Origin of the sequence: Erythrobacter sp. W302b (genome assembly GCF_046452395.1) — a bacterium.
In the GTDB taxonomy this organism is placed as follows: Bacteria; Pseudomonadota; Alphaproteobacteria; order Sphingomonadales; family Sphingomonadaceae; genus Erythrobacter.
In genome coordinates this window covers 2,123,433-2,139,813 of sequence record NZ_JBKFDH010000001.1, presented here as the reverse complement: position 1 = coordinate 2,139,813, position 16,381 = coordinate 2,123,433, and the positions used below count along the sequence as shown (strand labels likewise).

General features: G+C 66.8%; 11 protein-coding genes. 3 read left to right on the top strand and 8 right to left on the bottom strand.

Going from position 1 to position 16,381, the window contains the following annotated elements; all coding sequences use genetic code 11:
• Positions 1 to 28: 28 nt before the first annotated feature.
• From eda to ACLBKT_RS10185, 4 genes are all read right to left on the bottom strand, one after another.
• On the bottom strand, positions 29 to 637 hold the full coding sequence (gene eda / locus ACLBKT_RS10200; protein WP_410182806.1) for a bifunctional 4-hydroxy-2-oxoglutarate aldolase/2-dehydro-3-deoxy-phosphogluconate aldolase: 609 nt from the start codon (positions 635 to 637) through the stop codon (positions 29 to 31).
• 3 nt (positions 638 to 640) lie between these two features.
• Complete coding sequence (edd, locus tag ACLBKT_RS10195; protein WP_410182805.1) at positions 641 to 2,452, bottom strand: phosphogluconate dehydratase; 1,812 nt, start codon at positions 2,450 to 2,452, stop codon at positions 641 to 643.
• A complete protein-coding gene (gene zwf, locus ACLBKT_RS10190; protein ID WP_410182804.1) occupies positions 2,445 to 3,884 on the bottom strand; it encodes a glucose-6-phosphate dehydrogenase in 1,440 nt (479 codons plus the stop codon). The genes edd and zwf overlap by 8 nt, the downstream gene beginning before the upstream one ends.
• Positions 3,885 to 4,011: 127 nt before the next feature.
• Positions 4,012 to 5,307 (bottom strand): sugar MFS transporter, encoded by a 1,296-nt coding sequence (locus ACLBKT_RS10185; protein ID WP_410182803.1) that lies wholly within the window; start codon positions 5,305 to 5,307, stop codon positions 4,012 to 4,014.
• Positions 5,308 to 5,456: 149 nt separating this feature from the next.
• Between ACLBKT_RS10185 and ACLBKT_RS10180 the strand changes: the two genes are divergently transcribed.
• Positions 5,457 to 6,476: a LacI family DNA-binding transcriptional regulator gene (locus tag ACLBKT_RS10180; RefSeq protein ID WP_410182802.1), complete on the top strand. Its 1,020-nt coding sequence runs from the start codon at positions 5,457 to 5,459 to the stop codon at positions 6,474 to 6,476.
• Positions 6,477 to 6,517: 41 nt separating this feature from the next.
• Here ACLBKT_RS10180 and ACLBKT_RS10175 read toward each other — a convergent pair whose 3' ends face one another.
• The 4 genes from ACLBKT_RS10175 to ACLBKT_RS10160 form a co-directional block, all read right to left on the bottom strand.
• Entirely contained in the window at positions 6,518 to 9,274 is a 2,757-nt protein-coding gene (locus ACLBKT_RS10175; RefSeq protein WP_410182801.1) for a phosphoenolpyruvate carboxylase, read from the bottom strand.
• Positions 9,271 to 10,260 carry a glucokinase gene (locus ACLBKT_RS10170; protein WP_410182800.1) on the bottom strand — a complete coding sequence of 330 codons (990 nt, stop codon included), beginning with the start codon at positions 10,258 to 10,260 and terminating at the stop codon, positions 9,271 to 9,273. Before ACLBKT_RS10170 ends, ACLBKT_RS10175 begins: the two co-directional genes overlap by 4 nt.
• 84 nt (positions 10,261 to 10,344) lie before the next feature.
• Positions 10,345 to 12,483 (bottom strand): S46 family peptidase, encoded by a 2,139-nt coding sequence (locus ACLBKT_RS10165; protein WP_410182799.1) that lies wholly within the window; start codon positions 12,481 to 12,483, stop codon positions 10,345 to 10,347.
• A gap of 93 nt (positions 12,484 to 12,576) precedes the next feature.
• Positions 12,577 to 13,230 (bottom strand): DUF1826 domain-containing protein, encoded by a 654-nt coding sequence (locus tag ACLBKT_RS10160; protein ID WP_410182798.1) that lies wholly within the window; start codon positions 13,228 to 13,230, stop codon positions 12,577 to 12,579.
• A 164-nt stretch (positions 13,231 to 13,394) separates the two neighbouring features.
• Between ACLBKT_RS10160 and ACLBKT_RS10155 the strand changes: the two genes are divergently transcribed.
• Together ACLBKT_RS10155 and ACLBKT_RS10150 are read left to right on the top strand one after the other, a co-directional pair.
• Positions 13,395 to 14,252: a hypothetical protein gene (locus tag ACLBKT_RS10155; RefSeq protein WP_410182797.1), complete on the top strand. Its 858-nt coding sequence runs from the start codon at positions 13,395 to 13,397 to the stop codon at positions 14,250 to 14,252.
• Positions 14,253 to 14,614: 362 nt separating this feature from the next.
• Positions 14,615 to 16,381, top strand: a complete 1,767-nt coding sequence (locus ACLBKT_RS10150; protein WP_410182796.1) for a ShlB/FhaC/HecB family hemolysin secretion/activation protein — start codon at positions 14,615 to 14,617, stop codon at positions 16,379 to 16,381.

The following is a 16,381-nucleotide window of genomic DNA, read 5'->3' as shown; positions in this document are numbered from 1 at the left end:
GTTCCAACGGAATGGGGAGGGACTTAGATTACCGCAGCGCGAATGCCTCTTTCGCCAGCCGCTCCACCACCGTCTTGTCCGGCGCGCCCTTGGGTGAGACCCAGCTGCCGCCGACGCACAGCACCGGATCGAAGGCGAGCCACTCGGGCGCGTTCTCCAAGCTGATCCCGCCGGTTGGGCAGAAGCGGCACTGGCCGAAGGGCGCGGCGAGCGCCTTCAGCACGGGGAGGCCCCCCGCCGCCATCGCCGGGAAGAACTTGAACCGGTCGAGCCCCAGATCGAGCCCGCGCATGATGTCGCCCGCATTGGCGATGCCGGGGAGGAAGGGCACGCCGCTCGCAATCGCCGCCTTCCCGAGGTTTTCGGTGAGGCCGGGGGAGACGATGAACTCGCTCCCCGCTTCGAGCGCCGCATCAAGCTCGCGCGGATTGGTCACCGTCCCTGCACCGACAATCGCGCCCGGCACCTGCTTCATCGCCCGGATCGCCGGCAGCGCCGCAGGAGTGCGCAAGGTCACCTCAAGCACCCGCAATCCGCCCGCCACCAGCGCTTCGGCGAGCGGGACGGCGTGGTCGACATCGTCAATCACAATGACCGGAATGACCGGCGCGGTGCGCATGATGGCGTCAATATTCATGGGTTACATTCCTCCGGTGGCCAGCATCGCGCTCGCGCCTTGTTCGGCCCCGTCGGCGAAGCGGCGCATCATGCCGAACAGCTCGCGGCCCGTTCCGCTGTCTGCCGCCGGATCGCGCGCAGGTTCTCGGCTCGCCAGATCGGCATCGGTGTTGAGATCGCCGGTGACCGCGCAGACCCGCACCACATCGCCATCGCGCAGCCGCGCGAGCGGTCCGCCGCCCAGCGCTTCCGGTGTGCAATGGATCGCCGCAGGCACCTTGCCCGAAGCGCCCGACATGCGGCCATCGGTGAGCAGCGCGACCTTGAACCCGCGATCCTGCAACACGCCCAACGCCGGCGTGAGCTTGTGAAGTTCCGGCATCCCGTTGGCCCGCGGACCCTGGAAGCGGACGACGACCACAACGTCGCGGTCAAGCTCGCCTGCCTTGAAGGCGGCAGCGACTGCCGCCTGATCCTCGAACACGCGGCAGGGGGCTTCGATGGTCCAGCGGCTTTCATCGACCGCCGAGGTCTTGAAACACGCCCGCCCGAGATTGCCTTGCAGCAGCCGCATCCCGCCATCGGGCTTGAACGGGTTGCTGACCGGGCGGAGCATGGTGTCGTCCATGCTGGGCCCAACCTCCCGCCAGACCAGTGCCTCGCCATCAAGGCCGGGTTCCTTCGCATAGTCGGAGAAATCGCCGCGTCCGACGGTGAGGATGTCGGGGTGGGCCAGACCCGCCGCCAGCAGCTCGCCGATGACATAGCCCATGCCGCCAGCGTTGTGGAAGTTGTTCACATCGCCCGAGCCGTTGGGATAGACTTGCGCGATCAGTGGCACAGCGCCCGACAATTCGCTCAGGTCGTCCCAACCGAAGATCACCCCCGCTGCGCGCGCCATGGCGGGCAGGTGGATCGCATGGTTGGTCGAGCCGCCGGTCGCCAGCAGGCCCACCGCGGCGTTGATCACCGCCTTTTCGTCAACGACAAGGCCGAGCGGGCGGTAGTCCTCGCCCTTGCGCCCGATCTGCGCGACGCGGTGCACCGCCTCGCGGTCGAGCGCCTGGCGCAGCTGGGTGCCGGGCTGGATGAAGGCGCTGCCGGGAATGTGCAGCCCCATCATCTCCATCATCATCTGGTTGGAATTGGCCGTGCCGAAGAAGGTGCAGGTGCCGGGGGAATGGTAACTCGCCATCTCGCTCGCCAGCAGTTCGGCGCGGGTTGCCTTGCCTTCGGCGTAGAGCTGGCGAACGCGCTGCTTTTCCTTGTTGGGAATGCCGGTGGGCATCGGGCCGGAGGGCACGAAGATGGCGGGCAGGTGGCCGAAGCGGAGCGCGCCCATCAGCAGGCCGGGCACGATCTTGTCGCAGATGCCGAGCATCAGCGCGCCGTCATACATCGCGTGGCTCAAGGCGACCGCTGCCGACAACGCGATCACGTCGCGGCTGAACAGCGACAGTTCCATGCCGGTCTCGCCCTGCGTCACCCCGTCGCACATCGCCGGCGTGCCGCCTGCGACCTGCGCGGTGGCGCCGATCTCGCGGGCGTAGATCTTCAGCCTGTCAGGGTAGCGGCCATAGGGTTGGTGGGCCGAGAGCATGTCGTTGTAGCTGGTGACGATCCCGATGTTCGCGCCCCGGCCCGAAACCAGCGCCGCCTGATCTTCCAGCGCCCCGGCATAGGCATGGGCGAGGTTTGAGCAGGAGACGGCGCTGCGCTCGCCCATATTGTCGCCCTCACGCTTGATGAGGTCGAGATAGGCGCTGCGGGTGGGCTTCGAGCGCTCGATCACGCGCTGCGTGACGTAGTGGAGGGTGTCGTTGATGTTACTCATGCCACGTCACTCCGTCGCGTTCCGCCAGCGCGATGGCCGCACTCGGCCCCCAACTGCCGGCGGTATAGGTCTTGGGGGTGAGGCCTTCTGCTTCCCACCCGGCGCGGATCGCATCGACCCATTCCCATTGCGCCTCGACCTCGTCGCGGCGGACGAACAGGGTCTGATCCCCCTCGACCAGATCGAGCAGCAGGCGTTCGTAGGCAATCCGCCGCACCGCGCCCGAGAAGACATCCGGCATGGCGATATTGAGCGGGACCTGCCGCAGGCGGATGCCCTCGCGGTCGAGGCCCGGCACCTTCGCCATCAGCGAGAGGGTGATGTTCTCTTCCGGCTGGATGCCGATAACGAGCCGGTTGGGCTGCATCGTCGCGCCCTTGCCCGCAAAGATCGAGTGCGGCACGCAGCGGAACTGGATCACGATCTCGGTCACGCGTTTGGGCAGGCGCTTGCCGGTGCGCAGGTAGAAGGGCACGCCCTTCCAGCGCCAGTTATCGACATGGCCCTTGATCGCAACGAAGGTTTCGGTGTCGGAATCCTTGCCCAACTCCTCGTCATAGCCGGGCACCGCCTGCCCCTGAATCGCGCCTGCGCGATATTGGCCGGTGACGGTCTCGTTGGCGGCGACGGGGCGCAAGGCGCGCAGCACCTTCACCTTCTCGTCGCGCACGGCGGTGGCGTCGAAATGCGCAGGCGGCTCCATGGCGACCAACGCGAGCAGCTGGAGCATGTGGTTCTGCACCATGTCGCGAAGCGCCCCGGCATCGTCGTAAAACGCGACGCGGCCTTCAAGCCCCACGGTCTCGGCGACCGTGATCTGCACATGTTCGATATGCGCCGCGTTCCACAGCGGTTCGAACATGATGTTGGCGAAGCGCAGCGCCAAGAGGTTCTGCACCGTCTCCTTGCCGAGATAGTGGTCGATGCGGAAAATCCGGCTTTCGGGGAAGGCCCCCGCCACCGCGTCGTTGATCTCGCGGCTGGAGGCCAGATCTGTCCCGAGCGGCTTTTCGAGGCACATGCGGACATTGTCGCCCGTCAGCCCGGCCGATTGCAGCCCCTTGATGGTAGGGCCAAACAGGCTCGGCGCGGTCGAGAGAAAGATCGCGAGGCCGCGCGCAGGCGTGCCGACCTTTTCGGCCAGAGCGTCGTAACCTTCGAGCGTGGTGGCATCCAGCGTCTGGTAGGCGAGCCGGTTGAGGAACTCCGCCATCCGCCCGCGCCGGTCCGCCGGGAGATACTTCTCGAGCGCCGCGCGCGCGAAGTTGCGATACTCGCCATCGGTCATGCTGCTGCGGGCGGTGCCGACGATCTTGAGATCAGGCGCCAGCAAGCCATCGGCATCGAGCGCGAACAGGCTGGGCAGCAGCATCCGCTGGGCAAGGTCGCCCGTGGCTCCGAACAGCAGCAGGCGGTCGGCGGTGAAGCTCATGCGCGAAAGGCCCCTTTTTGGCGTCGCGCCCAACCTAGGCGCACGGGGGTCTAACTGCCAGCTTCGCGCATACTTATTCAACTGCCCTCGCGTGTCCCCCCGCCTGCGCGGGGATGACGAGAGAGGTTCAGGCAGGACGGCGTGCAAACACTCCGAAGCCCGCGATGATGGCGTAGCAGGCCGCAGGCAGAACCAGCGCGAAGGCGAGGCTCGTGGCATCGGCCAGCGCGCCGTACATCGGCGGGATGATCGCCCCGCCGCAGATCGCGACGTTGATGATCCCCGATCCGTCCGCCGCGCGCGGGCCCAGCTTCTCGCAGGCGAGGCTGAAGATGGTCGGGAACATGATCGCATTCATCAGGCCCACCGCAAGCAGGCTGTAGCCCGCAACCACGCCGGTGCTGTTGGCCGAGATGGCGATCAGGGTGATCGCGCCCGCCGCAACCGTTGCCAGCGTCAGGCCGGGGCTGACGAAGCGCAGCACCGCCGAGCCGATGAACCGCCCGATCAGCGCGCCCAGCCAGTAGAGCGTCACCATCCACCCAATCACGCTTTCGGGTTGGCCGAGGATCTCGCCTTGCGCGAGGTAATTGATGATGAAGCTGCCGATCGCGACCTCCGCGCCGACATAGAGGAAGATGCACGCCGCGCCGTACCCGAACCGTGGGCGCTTGAGCAGCGCAAGGCCATCAGCAAGGCTGGTCTGTTCATGCTTCTCACCCTTCAGGCGGTTGCGGAACATCCACACCGCGCCCGCCACCACCGCCAGCGCTGCGGCAAGGCCAAGATAGGTGCTGGTGATGATCGCGCTTTCAGTCTGGCGATAGGTCTGCAAGGCCTCGCCCGACAGCTCGGCGGCGGTGACATTCGCGATCGAGCCGAGGATGATCCCCGCGCCGACCAGCGGAAACAGCGTCGTCCCCAGCGAATTGAACGCTTGCGCAAAGGTCAGGCGGCTGTGGGTGGTGCGCTCCGGCCCCAGCAGGCTGATCAGCGGATTGGCGACGATCTGCACCAGCACCACGCCCGTGGCGAGGATGAAATAGGCAAACAGGAACATCGGGAAAGCCGCCGTCTGGCTGGCCGGAATGAACAGCAGGCAGCCCGCCATCATCGTCGTCAGGCCCGCCACGGCCCCGCGCATGTATCCCAGCCGCTTGACCAGCATCGCGCCCGGAATGCCGACCACGGCATAGGCGATGAAGAACCAGAACTGCACCAGGCTCGCCTCGAAGAAGCTCAGCGTGAACAGCTCCTTGAGCTTGGGGATGATGACGTCGTTGAGGCTGGTGATCCCGCCGAAGATGAAGAACAGCGCAAAGACGAAATAGTTGAGGCCCGGCGCATCCACCTGCGGCGCATCATCCGCGCCCGTTACCTGCCCGTAATCCCCCGCGGCTGCGCCGCCCGGTGCTATTGCCATTGTCGCTCTCTCCCCAAGCGGCTCTTTGTTGCGAACGTTCACAATCCGCGCGCCCGTGTCAACCTGCAAGAACCGCGGCGGCTTTTCCAGTGCGTATAGCAATGCAGGCCAGCCTTGCGCGGGGATAACGTCCCGCTAGAGTGCCGCCCATGAACGGGGGACCGAAAAGACGGCCGACATCCTTCGATGTGGCGGAACGGGCAGGCGTCAGCCAGCCGACCGTCAGCCGCGCGCTGTCCGGCTCGCCCGCCATTGCTGAAGCCACCCGGCGCAAGGTGATCGAGGCGGCCGAAGCGCTCGGCTATTTCGTCGATGAACGCGCCGCGCGGTTGCGGCGGGGATCGACCGGGACGCTGGCGGTGGTGGTGATCTGCCGCGAGGGCGACAATGCCGCCAGCATCAATCCCTTTGCCTATGCCTTGCTTGGCAGCGTCTGCGTCGCCGCGTCGGAGCGCGGGTTCGAGACGCTGGTGAGCTTTCAGGCGCGGCCCGAGGACTTCTTCGGCCATTATCAGGAACAGGGCCGGGCCGATGGCCTCGTGGTGATCGGCACCACCACCAATGCCCCGGCGTGGGAGCATTTCCGCGCGCTCGATGGCGATGGACGCAAGGTGGCCTATTGGGGATCGCCCTTCGACGAGCTTGACTGGGTGCGCTCGGACAACCGCGCCGCCGGGCGGCTCGCGGTCGAGCATCTGCTCGCCGCCGGATACCGCCGTCCGTGCTTCCTCGGCGCGCTGAACACGCCGCAGGTGCAGTTCACCGAACGCTATGAAGGCTATGCCGAAGCGATGCGCGCCGCCGGGCTTGCGCCCTGTCTGGCCCCCACGGTCAATGCCCCCACCCGCGAAGAGGAAGGCCGCCGCGCCGCGCGCCGTCTGATCGAGCGGGGCGAGGATATCGACGCGGTCTTTGCTGCCTGCGACGCCATGGCGCTGGGGGCGATCGAGGCTTTCGCTGCGGCCGATATCGCGGTGCCGCAAGGCGTGGGTGTGATGGGCTTTGATGATCTGGTCGCCGGCCGGTTCAGCCGTCCGCCTTTGACCACGATTGCACCTGATCCAGCGGAGGCCGGAGTCGCGCTGGTCGAGGCTGTGCTGGATGATGGCGAAGCCGCCCGCCGCCGCGTCCCGGTCAAGCTGATCGCGCGGGGGAGCACGGCGCGCTAAATCCGCCCCGAGCTTCGCTCGGGGCGGGGGAGGATCAGCGCTTACCCGTGCGCGCCGAATTCGTTGGCGATGGCGGTGCTGATCCTGAGGCTGAGTTCCTGCGCGCGGGCAATCGGCGTCATGAAGTCACGCTCGATCGCGCCATAGCCTTCCTCGCCGCCGTCAGGGTAGTCGGAGGGCTCGTCCAAGGGGAAGTCGCGCGGGCCGGGGATGCGCACCGGGAAGGCGCGGCGCAGCTGGGCGAGGGCCTCGTCCACCCGCAAGGTCATCACCATCTCGATCACGTCGCGGCGGCTGATGTCATTGGCGCGGCTGAAGGCGGGGACGGCGACCGCTTTCAGGAACATATGCTGGAGCAGCGCCAGCCGCAGCGCCTGCAACACCCCGATGCGGCGGCGCACATGCTCGCGGGCTTCACTTGGCGCTTCATCCGGGAGGAGATCGGTCAGCCGGTGCAGCTTGATCGCGTCGATCCTGAGGCGCGAGGCCAAGCGGCGGAACACCCCCGTCCGGTCATCGCCGACGAGATATTCGGCCAGCGCCGCGCAGCTTCCCGCGAGGTGATCCTCGGTGCCGCGATAGGTCCGGCTGGCCCAATAGGCCGAATTGAACAGCTCGCCATAGGCCGCCACAGTCTTGATACTCGCGAGCGCATTGGCGGCGCGCACCAGCCGCATGATCTGCGCCCCGCGTGGGGATTCGGTCAGCAGAGCGGCGATTTCCTCGCGGTTGCTGTCGGCCGCGCTGCCAATCCCGGCGATGACATTGACGGGATAGCCCAGCTGCTGGAGGATCGCGTTGTGCGGGATCGCGCGGATTTGGCGCAGGCTCATCTCGCGGTCGGCATTGATGTCGCTCTGACGGCGCGAGACGCGGCTGCCGGTGGGGTTCAGGAGGCCGAGGCCAAAGGCCGTTACCGCGCGCGCATAGGTGCGGCTGGCCAGGTGATCGCCCTGATGTTCCTTCACCGCGCGGTAGAAATCGAGGCTGATATCGGTGCGGTGATAGAAGGGGTCGGCGGGCGCGGCGAGGTCGGTCTCGGCCGGGCGCAGTTCGGCGATGCGGGTGAGGGTGGCGAGCGCCAGTTCGGGCGTGGCGAAGAACAGATAGCCGTCACCGCCCTGAAAGCTGACCTCGGGCTCCAGCCGGACGCCCGCCCGTGCAAACCGCCGCCGCGCCCAGGGGGAAAGCGGCCATTCGATCCGGTCGCGGAACGACGCCGGATGCGCGCCGCGGCCCATGCTTTCGCCGTGGGTGTTGAAGACGAGCGCGGCAATGTCGGACAGGCCATTGGCGGCCATCGCTTCGGCGAGGCGGCCTTGCAGGCGCTCAATGGCGAGGGCGGCGGGGACTTGCCCGACGAAGCGGCCCGCGTCCGAGAACCCGGTCTGAACCGCCACTCGGCCACGCTGACGGGCATAGGCGCGGTAGGCCGGCTCGGCGAGCAGCGCGTCGAGGAACCTGCCGCCATGTTCCAGCGCGGTCTCGGTTTCGAACAGGGGCGAGACATCGACCTTGTCCTCCACCCCGAACAGCTTCGCGAAGTAAAGCGCGGCGAGCACCGTGGCAGGCTGTTCGCACTCGGCCACCAGCATCCGGATCGGCGCATCGGCATCGATGTGCTTGAGGATCTGCGCCATCGCGAGGAACTGGCGGATCGCGGTCGAGCTTTCGGTGGCGAGGGCGGCAAAATTGGTGCGCAGGGGGCGGGCTTCTTCCACCATCCGGCGCAGGGTGGCGATCGCGCCCTTGCTGGCCAGATCGATCGCCTCGTCATCCGCGAGGCGGCGGCGGATGGCATTGTGGAGTTGCTTGGCGTTCACCCGGAAGTGGATCCAGCCCATGCCAAGCCCGTCCGCACGCATCGCGGCAGCAAGGGTGAGCAGGCGGACGGCGCGGGCGGGATCGGCTGTCTCGGCCTCGGTTTCCAATGCTGCGATCAGGGCAGCAAGCGACAGCAGGTTGTCGGCGCTGTGGGTGGTCAGGCGGTTGGCAGCGGCGGCCAGGGCCTCGGCGCTCGACAGATCGGCAGAAAAGTCCTCAGCCCGGGCGGCGGCGAAGGCGGCGGCGGGGCGCAGCGTGTCCAGCAGCGGGTGGCCCGGATCGATGCCGTCAAGGCTGGCGGTGTAACGCGCCAGCCTCTCGGCCTTTTCCTGAAGCCGGAAGGCGATCGAGGTGTGCCAGCCGATATCGGTGCGCCCGTCCATGTCGTAGCCGACCCAGCTGGCGAAGCGGAACGGGAGCGGACGGAGCGCGCGCCAGTCCTGCGGCCAGCGTTGGCGCGCGTCCTCCAGCAAGCGGGCGACGATCACGTCGCGCGCGTCCTGCGCGCGGGCCATCGCGTCCATCGCGGCCCGGTGTTCATGATCGAGTGTCACGGCAGTGCGGGCGGATGGCACGGCGCAGGCGGCTGCGTCATCATCGCCCGATGCCGCGGCGGCGACCGCTTCGGCCTGTGCCGGGGCGAGGAGGAAGGTGGGGTGGGCGGTGAAGACGGCGTGGAGCTGCGGGCGCTCCCAGCGCGCCGCGAAGGCCTCGAAATCCTCGCCCTCACCCGCGAGCCGGACAGGCTGCGGCGGCGGGGCGAGCAACGCGCGCAGCTTGCCCGCGCGGGCCTTCAGCCCGTCACACTCCAGCTCGGTGACGAGCGCGGAAAGATCATCAAGGGTCAGCGCGTCCCCCTCCAGCGCGCGCGACAGATCGAGCGAGAGCTGGAACACCGGGTTGAACAGCGGCGTTTCGCGGGTGCGCTGGTGCAGCTCGCCCAGCCGGGCTTCGAGGGCGGCGATCGTCTTCATGCGTGTTCGGAGGCGAAGGCTGCCGCTGCGCCGAACAGGCCGGGCTGCGGGTGGACGATCAGCTTGACCGGGATGTTCGCCATCAAGCTCTCGAACCGGCCCTTGGCCTTGAACCGCGCGGCAAAGCCCGAGGTCAGCAGCGTGTCGCGGATGCGGTAGCCAAGGCCGCCTGCGATCACCACACCGGCGAACCCGCCTTGCGCGAGGGCGAGATCCCCCGCCGCCGATCCCAGCGACAGGCAGAAGCGGTCCACAGCGGCGGCGGCCAGGCTGTCTTCGCCGCTGGTGCCAAGCCCCCAGATGGTGATCGCATCCAATTCGGGCACGCTGCGGCCTTCCAGCGCGGCGAGCGCTTCATAGATGTCGACGATCGCGGGCCCGGACACCACGCGCTCCACCGAGACGCGGTTGTGGCGGCTGCGCAGACGGGCGAGGATCGCGTCCTCGATGCTGTCCAAGGGGGCAAAGTCGATATGCCCGCCCTCGGTCGCCTGCACGCGGTACTGGCTGCCCGAGCGCCACAGATGCGCGACGCCCAGCCCGGTGCCGGGGCCGAGCACGCTGATCGTGCCTTCGCTCCCCAGCGGCGTTTCTGGTCCGGCGAGGTGCAGGAACTGGCTGTCATCGGCCCGCGCCACGGCATGGGCGACAGCGGCGAAATCATTGACGAGGGTGAAGCGCTCCACCTCCAGCTTCTCGTTGATGAGCGCGGGGCGGATGATCCACGGATTGTTGGTGAAGCGGATCACCGGATTGAGGTTGCCGGGGCTGCCGACCGGCCCGGCAATCGCCATGCTGACGGCCGGGGGCAGGGTGCCGCCGCGCAATTCGCGGAAATGCTGCCATGCGGTCTGGAAGCTGGCGTGATCGGCGGTGTGCAGCGTGTCGGGTTCGTCGAGTGTGATGGCTCTGTCATCGCCGATGCGGGCAATCGCGAACCGGGCATGGGTGCCGCCGATATCGACCACCACCACTTCGTGCATCATACTCTCCCCGTCTCAGCGCAACCGCTGGGGAGGCAATAGCAGGCGGCGCGCGGAAATCCCACGCGCCGCATACTTATTCAGATTTTACTCAGCGGTGACGCCCATTTCCTTAAGCAGGCGGTCCGCGCCGTCGACCTTCTCCATGGTCCATAGCATGAAGCGGCTGTCGACGTGGATCGTGCGGTTGATCTTGGGATCATACATCCAGTCCGACACCACGCCTTCGATCGTGCCGTCGAAGGCCAGGCCCACAAACTCGCCGCGCGCGTTGAGCGTCGAGGAGCCGGAGTTGCCGTTGGTGATGTCGACGGTCGAGAGGAAGTCGACCGGCAGCGTGCCCAGTTCCGGCGCGACATAGCGGCCATAGTCCTTGGCCTTGATCAGCTCGATCATCTTGTCAGGCGCATCGAATTCACCGCGGCCGGTGTGCTTGGCGACAATGCCTTCGGCGGTCGTGAAGGGCGTCCAGACCTGCCCGTCAACCGCCTTGCCGGTCACCTTGCCATAGGTGAAGCGCAGCGAGCCATTGGCGTCCGGGTACATGGTCTTGCCCTGCGAGGCGGCATAGGCAAGGCGCGCTTCCATGACCTTGGAACGGGCCTTCTGCACTGCGCCCGAGCGGGCCTTTTCTTCCGCTTCGTTGGCCATCGCTTCGTCATAGGTGGCGACGGCGAGCTGGATGAAGGGATCGCTGCTGGCCTTGAAGTCGGCGGGCGACTTGCCCATCCACTCCATCCGCTTGGCAGTGTTGCCGAGTTCGGTCGCGGCATAGAAGGATGCCAGATCGCGACCTTCCATGAAGGCGTCGAAGCTGGCGCTGCGCTGTTCGGCGGGCAAGGTGCGGTATTCAGCGATGCCGTCTTCCCAGATCGCCTTGTCGATCTCGGCCACGTAACGCCGCTCGATCCGCTGCATCCCTTGCGTCATGAAGGCGCGGTCGCGCTCCTGATAGCCGGGTTCGCGCTGCTTGTCGGGCTTGGCCTGCTCGTTGGCCCAGCGATAGAGCTGGCGCGCCGCCGCATAGAGCTGCCCGCGGCCCAGCATCCCGCGCTTGGCATCGGCCAGCGCTTCGGCGTTGCTGGTTGCAATCAGCGCGTCGAGCTCAGCCAGCGCTGCGCCGTACTGCGCCTCGCGCTTGGGATCAGCCTTGATCCACGCGCGGAAGCCCGCTTCTTCGGCCTGCTTCTTTTCAACCAGCGAAATGGCATCGGCCCCGGCCATCTGGCCTGCGATCTTCTTCTCGTAGTTCTCGACGCCCTGAAGCGTCGCGGCGTAGGCGATGGTCGCCGCCTGATTGCCTGCGGTCAGCGCGTCGATCATGTCGCCATATTCGGCCAGCATCGCCTGCTGATAGGGGTAGAGTTCCTCGTAATAGAACCGCGCTTCTTCAGCCGAACGCAGACGCTCGGTGGTGCCGGGGAAGCCGGCAACCATGATGAAATCGCCGTCCTTCACGCCGTCCTTGGCGATGGGGAGCCAGGCCTTGGGCTTGAACGGCACATTGTCCTTGCTGAACGCGGCGGAGGAGCCATCGGGGGCCACGTAAGCGCGGTAGAACGAGAAATCGCCGGTGTGACGCGGCCACATCCAGTTGTCCTTCTCGCCGCCGAAATTGCCGACGCCCGCTGCCGGGGCATAGACCAGGCGCACGTCCTTGATCTCGAGCTGCTGCTGGAGCCAGTACTGCTGCCCGCCGAAATAGGCGCGCACATCGCAGCGGCGGTTGGCCTGCTTTTCGCAGGCTTCGATCAGCGCGGTGCGGTTGGCTTGCAGCCGGTCATAGCGGGCGCGGCCTTCGAGCTTGTCGGCGCCCTTGAGCATGTCCTTGGACACATCGCGCAGGTCTTCTATCACATAGACGCGGCTGCCGGGGGCGGCGGGCAGTTCGTCACCCAGCGTCTTCGCGAGGAAGCCGTTGGTGAGGTAATCGTTCTCGGGCGAGGAATTGTACTGGAGCGATCCGGCGACACAGTGGTGGTTGGTCGCCACCAGACCCTCGGGCGAGAGGAACGCGGCCGAGCAGCCACCCAGCGAGGCAATCGCGGTCAGCGGCGGGCGGTTGAGATCGCCCAGCGTCTTGGCGTCAAGCTCAAGCCCGGCAGCTTTCATCGCCTCGGCAATCGCGCCGGTCTGGCTCGGTAGCCACATGCCTTCGTCAGCTTGCACAGCAGCGGGAGCGGCTATCATGAGGGCGGAGACCCCGGCGAGCAGGAATTTCTTCATCGAGCAGATACCTCTTGCGAGCGATGGGCGGCGCGCACGAAGGCAGCGGCGGCCATCGGAGTGGATCGCGCCTGCGGGCGCATGGGGGGCCTGTTAGGCCAGATGCGGAGGCTGTGAAAGACCCGAATCGGCCCCGTCGGCGATTGCCTTGCTGGCCGGGTTGAGCACCAGCAACAGCCGCGCGGCGCCCGTCCCTGCTATCGGTGGCGAGCGGTGGATCGCAGGCCGATCCGTCGCGAGCTTGCCCTTGAACAGTCCGATGTCGAAGGGGCGGAGGCGGTTGATTTGCCGGGGCGCTTCGCCTGCTGCGACACGGGCGGCATCATCCTCGTCCAGCCAATCGGTGCCGTCGCCGACATAGGTCGTGATCAGCCGGGCGGTGACGTAGTCTGCGTGGAACTTGCGGCAGGAATCGGTGCGCACGACTTCAAGCCGCAGCTCCAGCCGGGCAAGATCCATCGCGGTGCAGAACAGCTCGGCGAGCCGGGCGGCATCCGCAACCAGTGCGCTGTGCAGCGCAGCGCTGCCGCCATAGCCGCCTTGTTTCAGTTCCTTGGCCAGCAGCGCGGGCAGGCCAGTGACATCGCAGGTGAAGCGCAGGTCCTGCGGCGCACCTTCGACCAGCGGTCCAAACTCCGCAAACGGCGCGCGCTGCCAGATCGCCAGGTTGCAGTCAGGCTCCCTGATAGCGTGCAGCACTTCGGGGTTTGCCGAGATGCGGCACATGGGAGCGAGCAGCGTTGCCATAAGTTGTGATGACCCTGTGGAGCAGTTCATGAGACGTTGTATCATGTCTGTAATGACTCCCCTGCGCGCTGGCAAGGCTCGGGGTGCGAAAGTCTCTTGCGAGTGATTATCATCTGGGCCATGAGACCGCGACATATCTCCCGATCTGAAGGATACCGCCTCCCATGAACAGCACGCTCAAACTCTGGACCCAGCTTGGCCTCGGCACGGCGCTTGCCGGTGGGCTGCTGGCCGCCTGTGGCGGCGAAGCGGGCGGTGAGGGCGCTGCGACCGGAGCGGCAGGCGGTGACACGGCTGCGACTGCAGGCGAAGGTGAAGGCGGCGCAGGCGGCGAGGGTGAGGGCGGCGAAGCGGCTGGTGGCGAGGGCGAGGGCGGCGTTGCCGTGACCGATGCGGCCACTGATCCGGTCGCCTACGGGATCGCGCTCGCGGTCGCCGAAGCGCATGTGGTCGCCGCGCGCGATGCCTATGCGGCGGGCAAGAAGGAAGCAGCGGCGGAAATGTTCGCCCACCCGGTGAGCGAAGTGCTGGTCGATATGGACCCGGTCTTTGCCAAGCTCGGCGTCGCAGATTTCAAGGAGCTGTTCACGGCAGCATCGCTCGCCGCCAATGATGGCAAGAGCGTCGCCGAAGTCGGCAAGGCCTATGACGCGATCATCGCCGCGCTGCGGGGTGCCGCCCAGAAGGCTCCCAAGTCGGACGCCACGTCGGCGAAGGTCGCCACCGGAGTCATCGCTGACCAGATCGAGCGGGCGAGCGCGATGTATCGCACTCTGCCCAAGAACGACAGTTACGAGCCCTATCTCGACGGTTACGGCTTCGCCAAGGTCGCCGCGGCTGCCTTCGCCACCAATGGCGCGGCGATCAAGGCCGAGAACCCGGCCGCTCACGCCCGCATTACCGAAGCGCTTGGTGTGTTGGGCCAAGCCTATCCCGGTGCGGCCCGCCCCGCCAAGCTGCCGGTTGAACCCGGTGCCGTATCCGGCGCCTCTGCCAAGGTGATGCTCGCGGCCGCGGGCTGACGCTTTTTCCCCCCGCAAGCTCCCTGCGTGGCGCTCGTTGCGCCCGCAAATCTTGCTCAAATGCGACAAAGTGTCTCGCATGCGCCTGCGCAGGCCTTTGCGCGCTTGTGTTTGCGGTGCGCTGGAGTAGTCTCCCTGCCTACGAGGGGTCGTAGGTTCACCGGCGACATGAGCGTTGGCGTGTGGACCTTGGGGGAAGGCACAACGCTGCGAGCGCGCGCATAGCGTCTGCCCGGGCGTGAGCTTTGGGGGGGACCTTGTCGCACGCTCTTACCTGCCTGCATCAGGTGCAGTCCGCCGTCTTTTCGACCCGACGCGCGCGGCATCCTCGCGATTTTCGCTCTCTCGGCCTGCGCGCATTTGTGTCAGCACTCGCCCTGTCCGCCGGATTGTTGAGTGCGAGCGACCCGGCCTCGGCCCAGCCGGCCCAAGTCGCGCCGCCCAATCGCAGCGATCTGATCCCGCCCGAGCTGCGCCGTGAGGAGCGCAGCGTCACTCTTACCATCGACGGTGATTTCGAGCGGCCGCCCTGCGCGCTCGACCGGCCAGAGTTTGCCGGAATCACCTTCACGGTGGCCGGCGCACAGTTCAACGGGCTCGACCGGGTGCCGGGTCTCTCGCTTGAAAGCGCCTACGCCGATTATCTCGGGCGCGCGCTGCCCGTGTCGGTGCTGTGCGATATTCGCGCCGAAGCCAATGCGATCCTGCGCCGTCAGGGCTATCTCGCCACCGTCGAAATCCCCGAACAGAACCTCGCCGACGGCATCCCCGATTTCAACGTGGTGTTCGGGCGGCTGACAGCGGTGCGGGTGCGCGGCGACGCCGGGCCTTCGGAAAAGCTGGTGGCGGGCTATCTTGAAAAGCTCACCCGGCAAGACGTGTTCAACACCAACGCGGCCGAGCGCTATCTGCTGCTCGCCGATGATGTGCCGGGTCTGGATGTCCGTCTGTCATTGCGACCGGCGGCAGGCGGCGCGCCGGGCGAGCTGGTGGGCGAGATCGCGGTGTTGCGCCAGCGCGGCGTGGTTGATGTCAACGTGCAGAACTTTGGCTCCAGATCGATCGGCCGGTTCGGAGGAACGCTGCGCGGCGAGCTGTATAATGTGACGGGGCTGGGCGACCGGACCACGATGGCTTTGTTCAGCACGCTGGAGTTTGCCGAGCAGCAGACGCTCCAGATCGGCCATGACTTCCGCGTCGGGAGCGAGGGCCTGCGGTTGGGCGGGCAGTTCACCTACAGCACTTCCAACCCCGCGGTCGGGCTGGCTGGGTTCGATGTCGAATCCGAAACCATCTTTGCCAGCCTGTTCGCCAGCTATCCGCTGGTGCGCACGCGCGGCCACAGCCTGATTGCCGATGTCGGTTTCGATTATGTCGATCAGGACGTGCTGCTCAACAATTTCGGCCTGACCGATGACCGGGTGCGGATGGCCTATGCCCGGTTGGCGGGCGAATGGACCGATCAGCAATCCGTCCTGCGGGCAGGCGGCTATTCCCCTTACGAGCCCAAGCTGCAACTGCGCTATGGCATCGAAGCGCGCCACGGGCTTGATGTGTTCAATGCCAGCCCGGACTGCCGCCCCAATCTGCTCGGCTGTATCATCGGCGCGGCTGTTCCGCCAAGCCGGATCGAGGCTGACCCCACACCGCTGCTGGTGCGGTTAAATGCCGATTTCGCATATCGCCCCACCCCGAAGTTGACCTTCGCGCTGGATACTCAGGCGCAAATCACCAAGGATCCGCTGCCCGCCTTCGAGGAAATCGCGGCCGGCAGTTTCTCGATCGGGCGCGGTTATGATCCGGGCGCGGTGCTGGGCGACAGCGGAATCATGGGCGCGTTCGAGCTGCGCTACGGCTCGCTCGTCGCCAGGACCGCGGACGGGCTTGCCTACCAGCCCTATCTGTTCACCGATGTGGCCTACGTCTGGAACGAGGATCCCAGCCGCTCCCCCACCAACCCGGACCGGCTGTGGTCGGCAGGCGGAGGCCTGCGCGTCAGCTGGGCGCCGGGGGTGCAGAGCGATTTTCTGGTCGCCGTGCCGCTCCAGCGGCCCGATCTTGCCGCTGACCGCGGCGATGTCCGCTTCATGTTCACGCTCACTGCCCGCTTGCTGCCGTGGAGATATTGA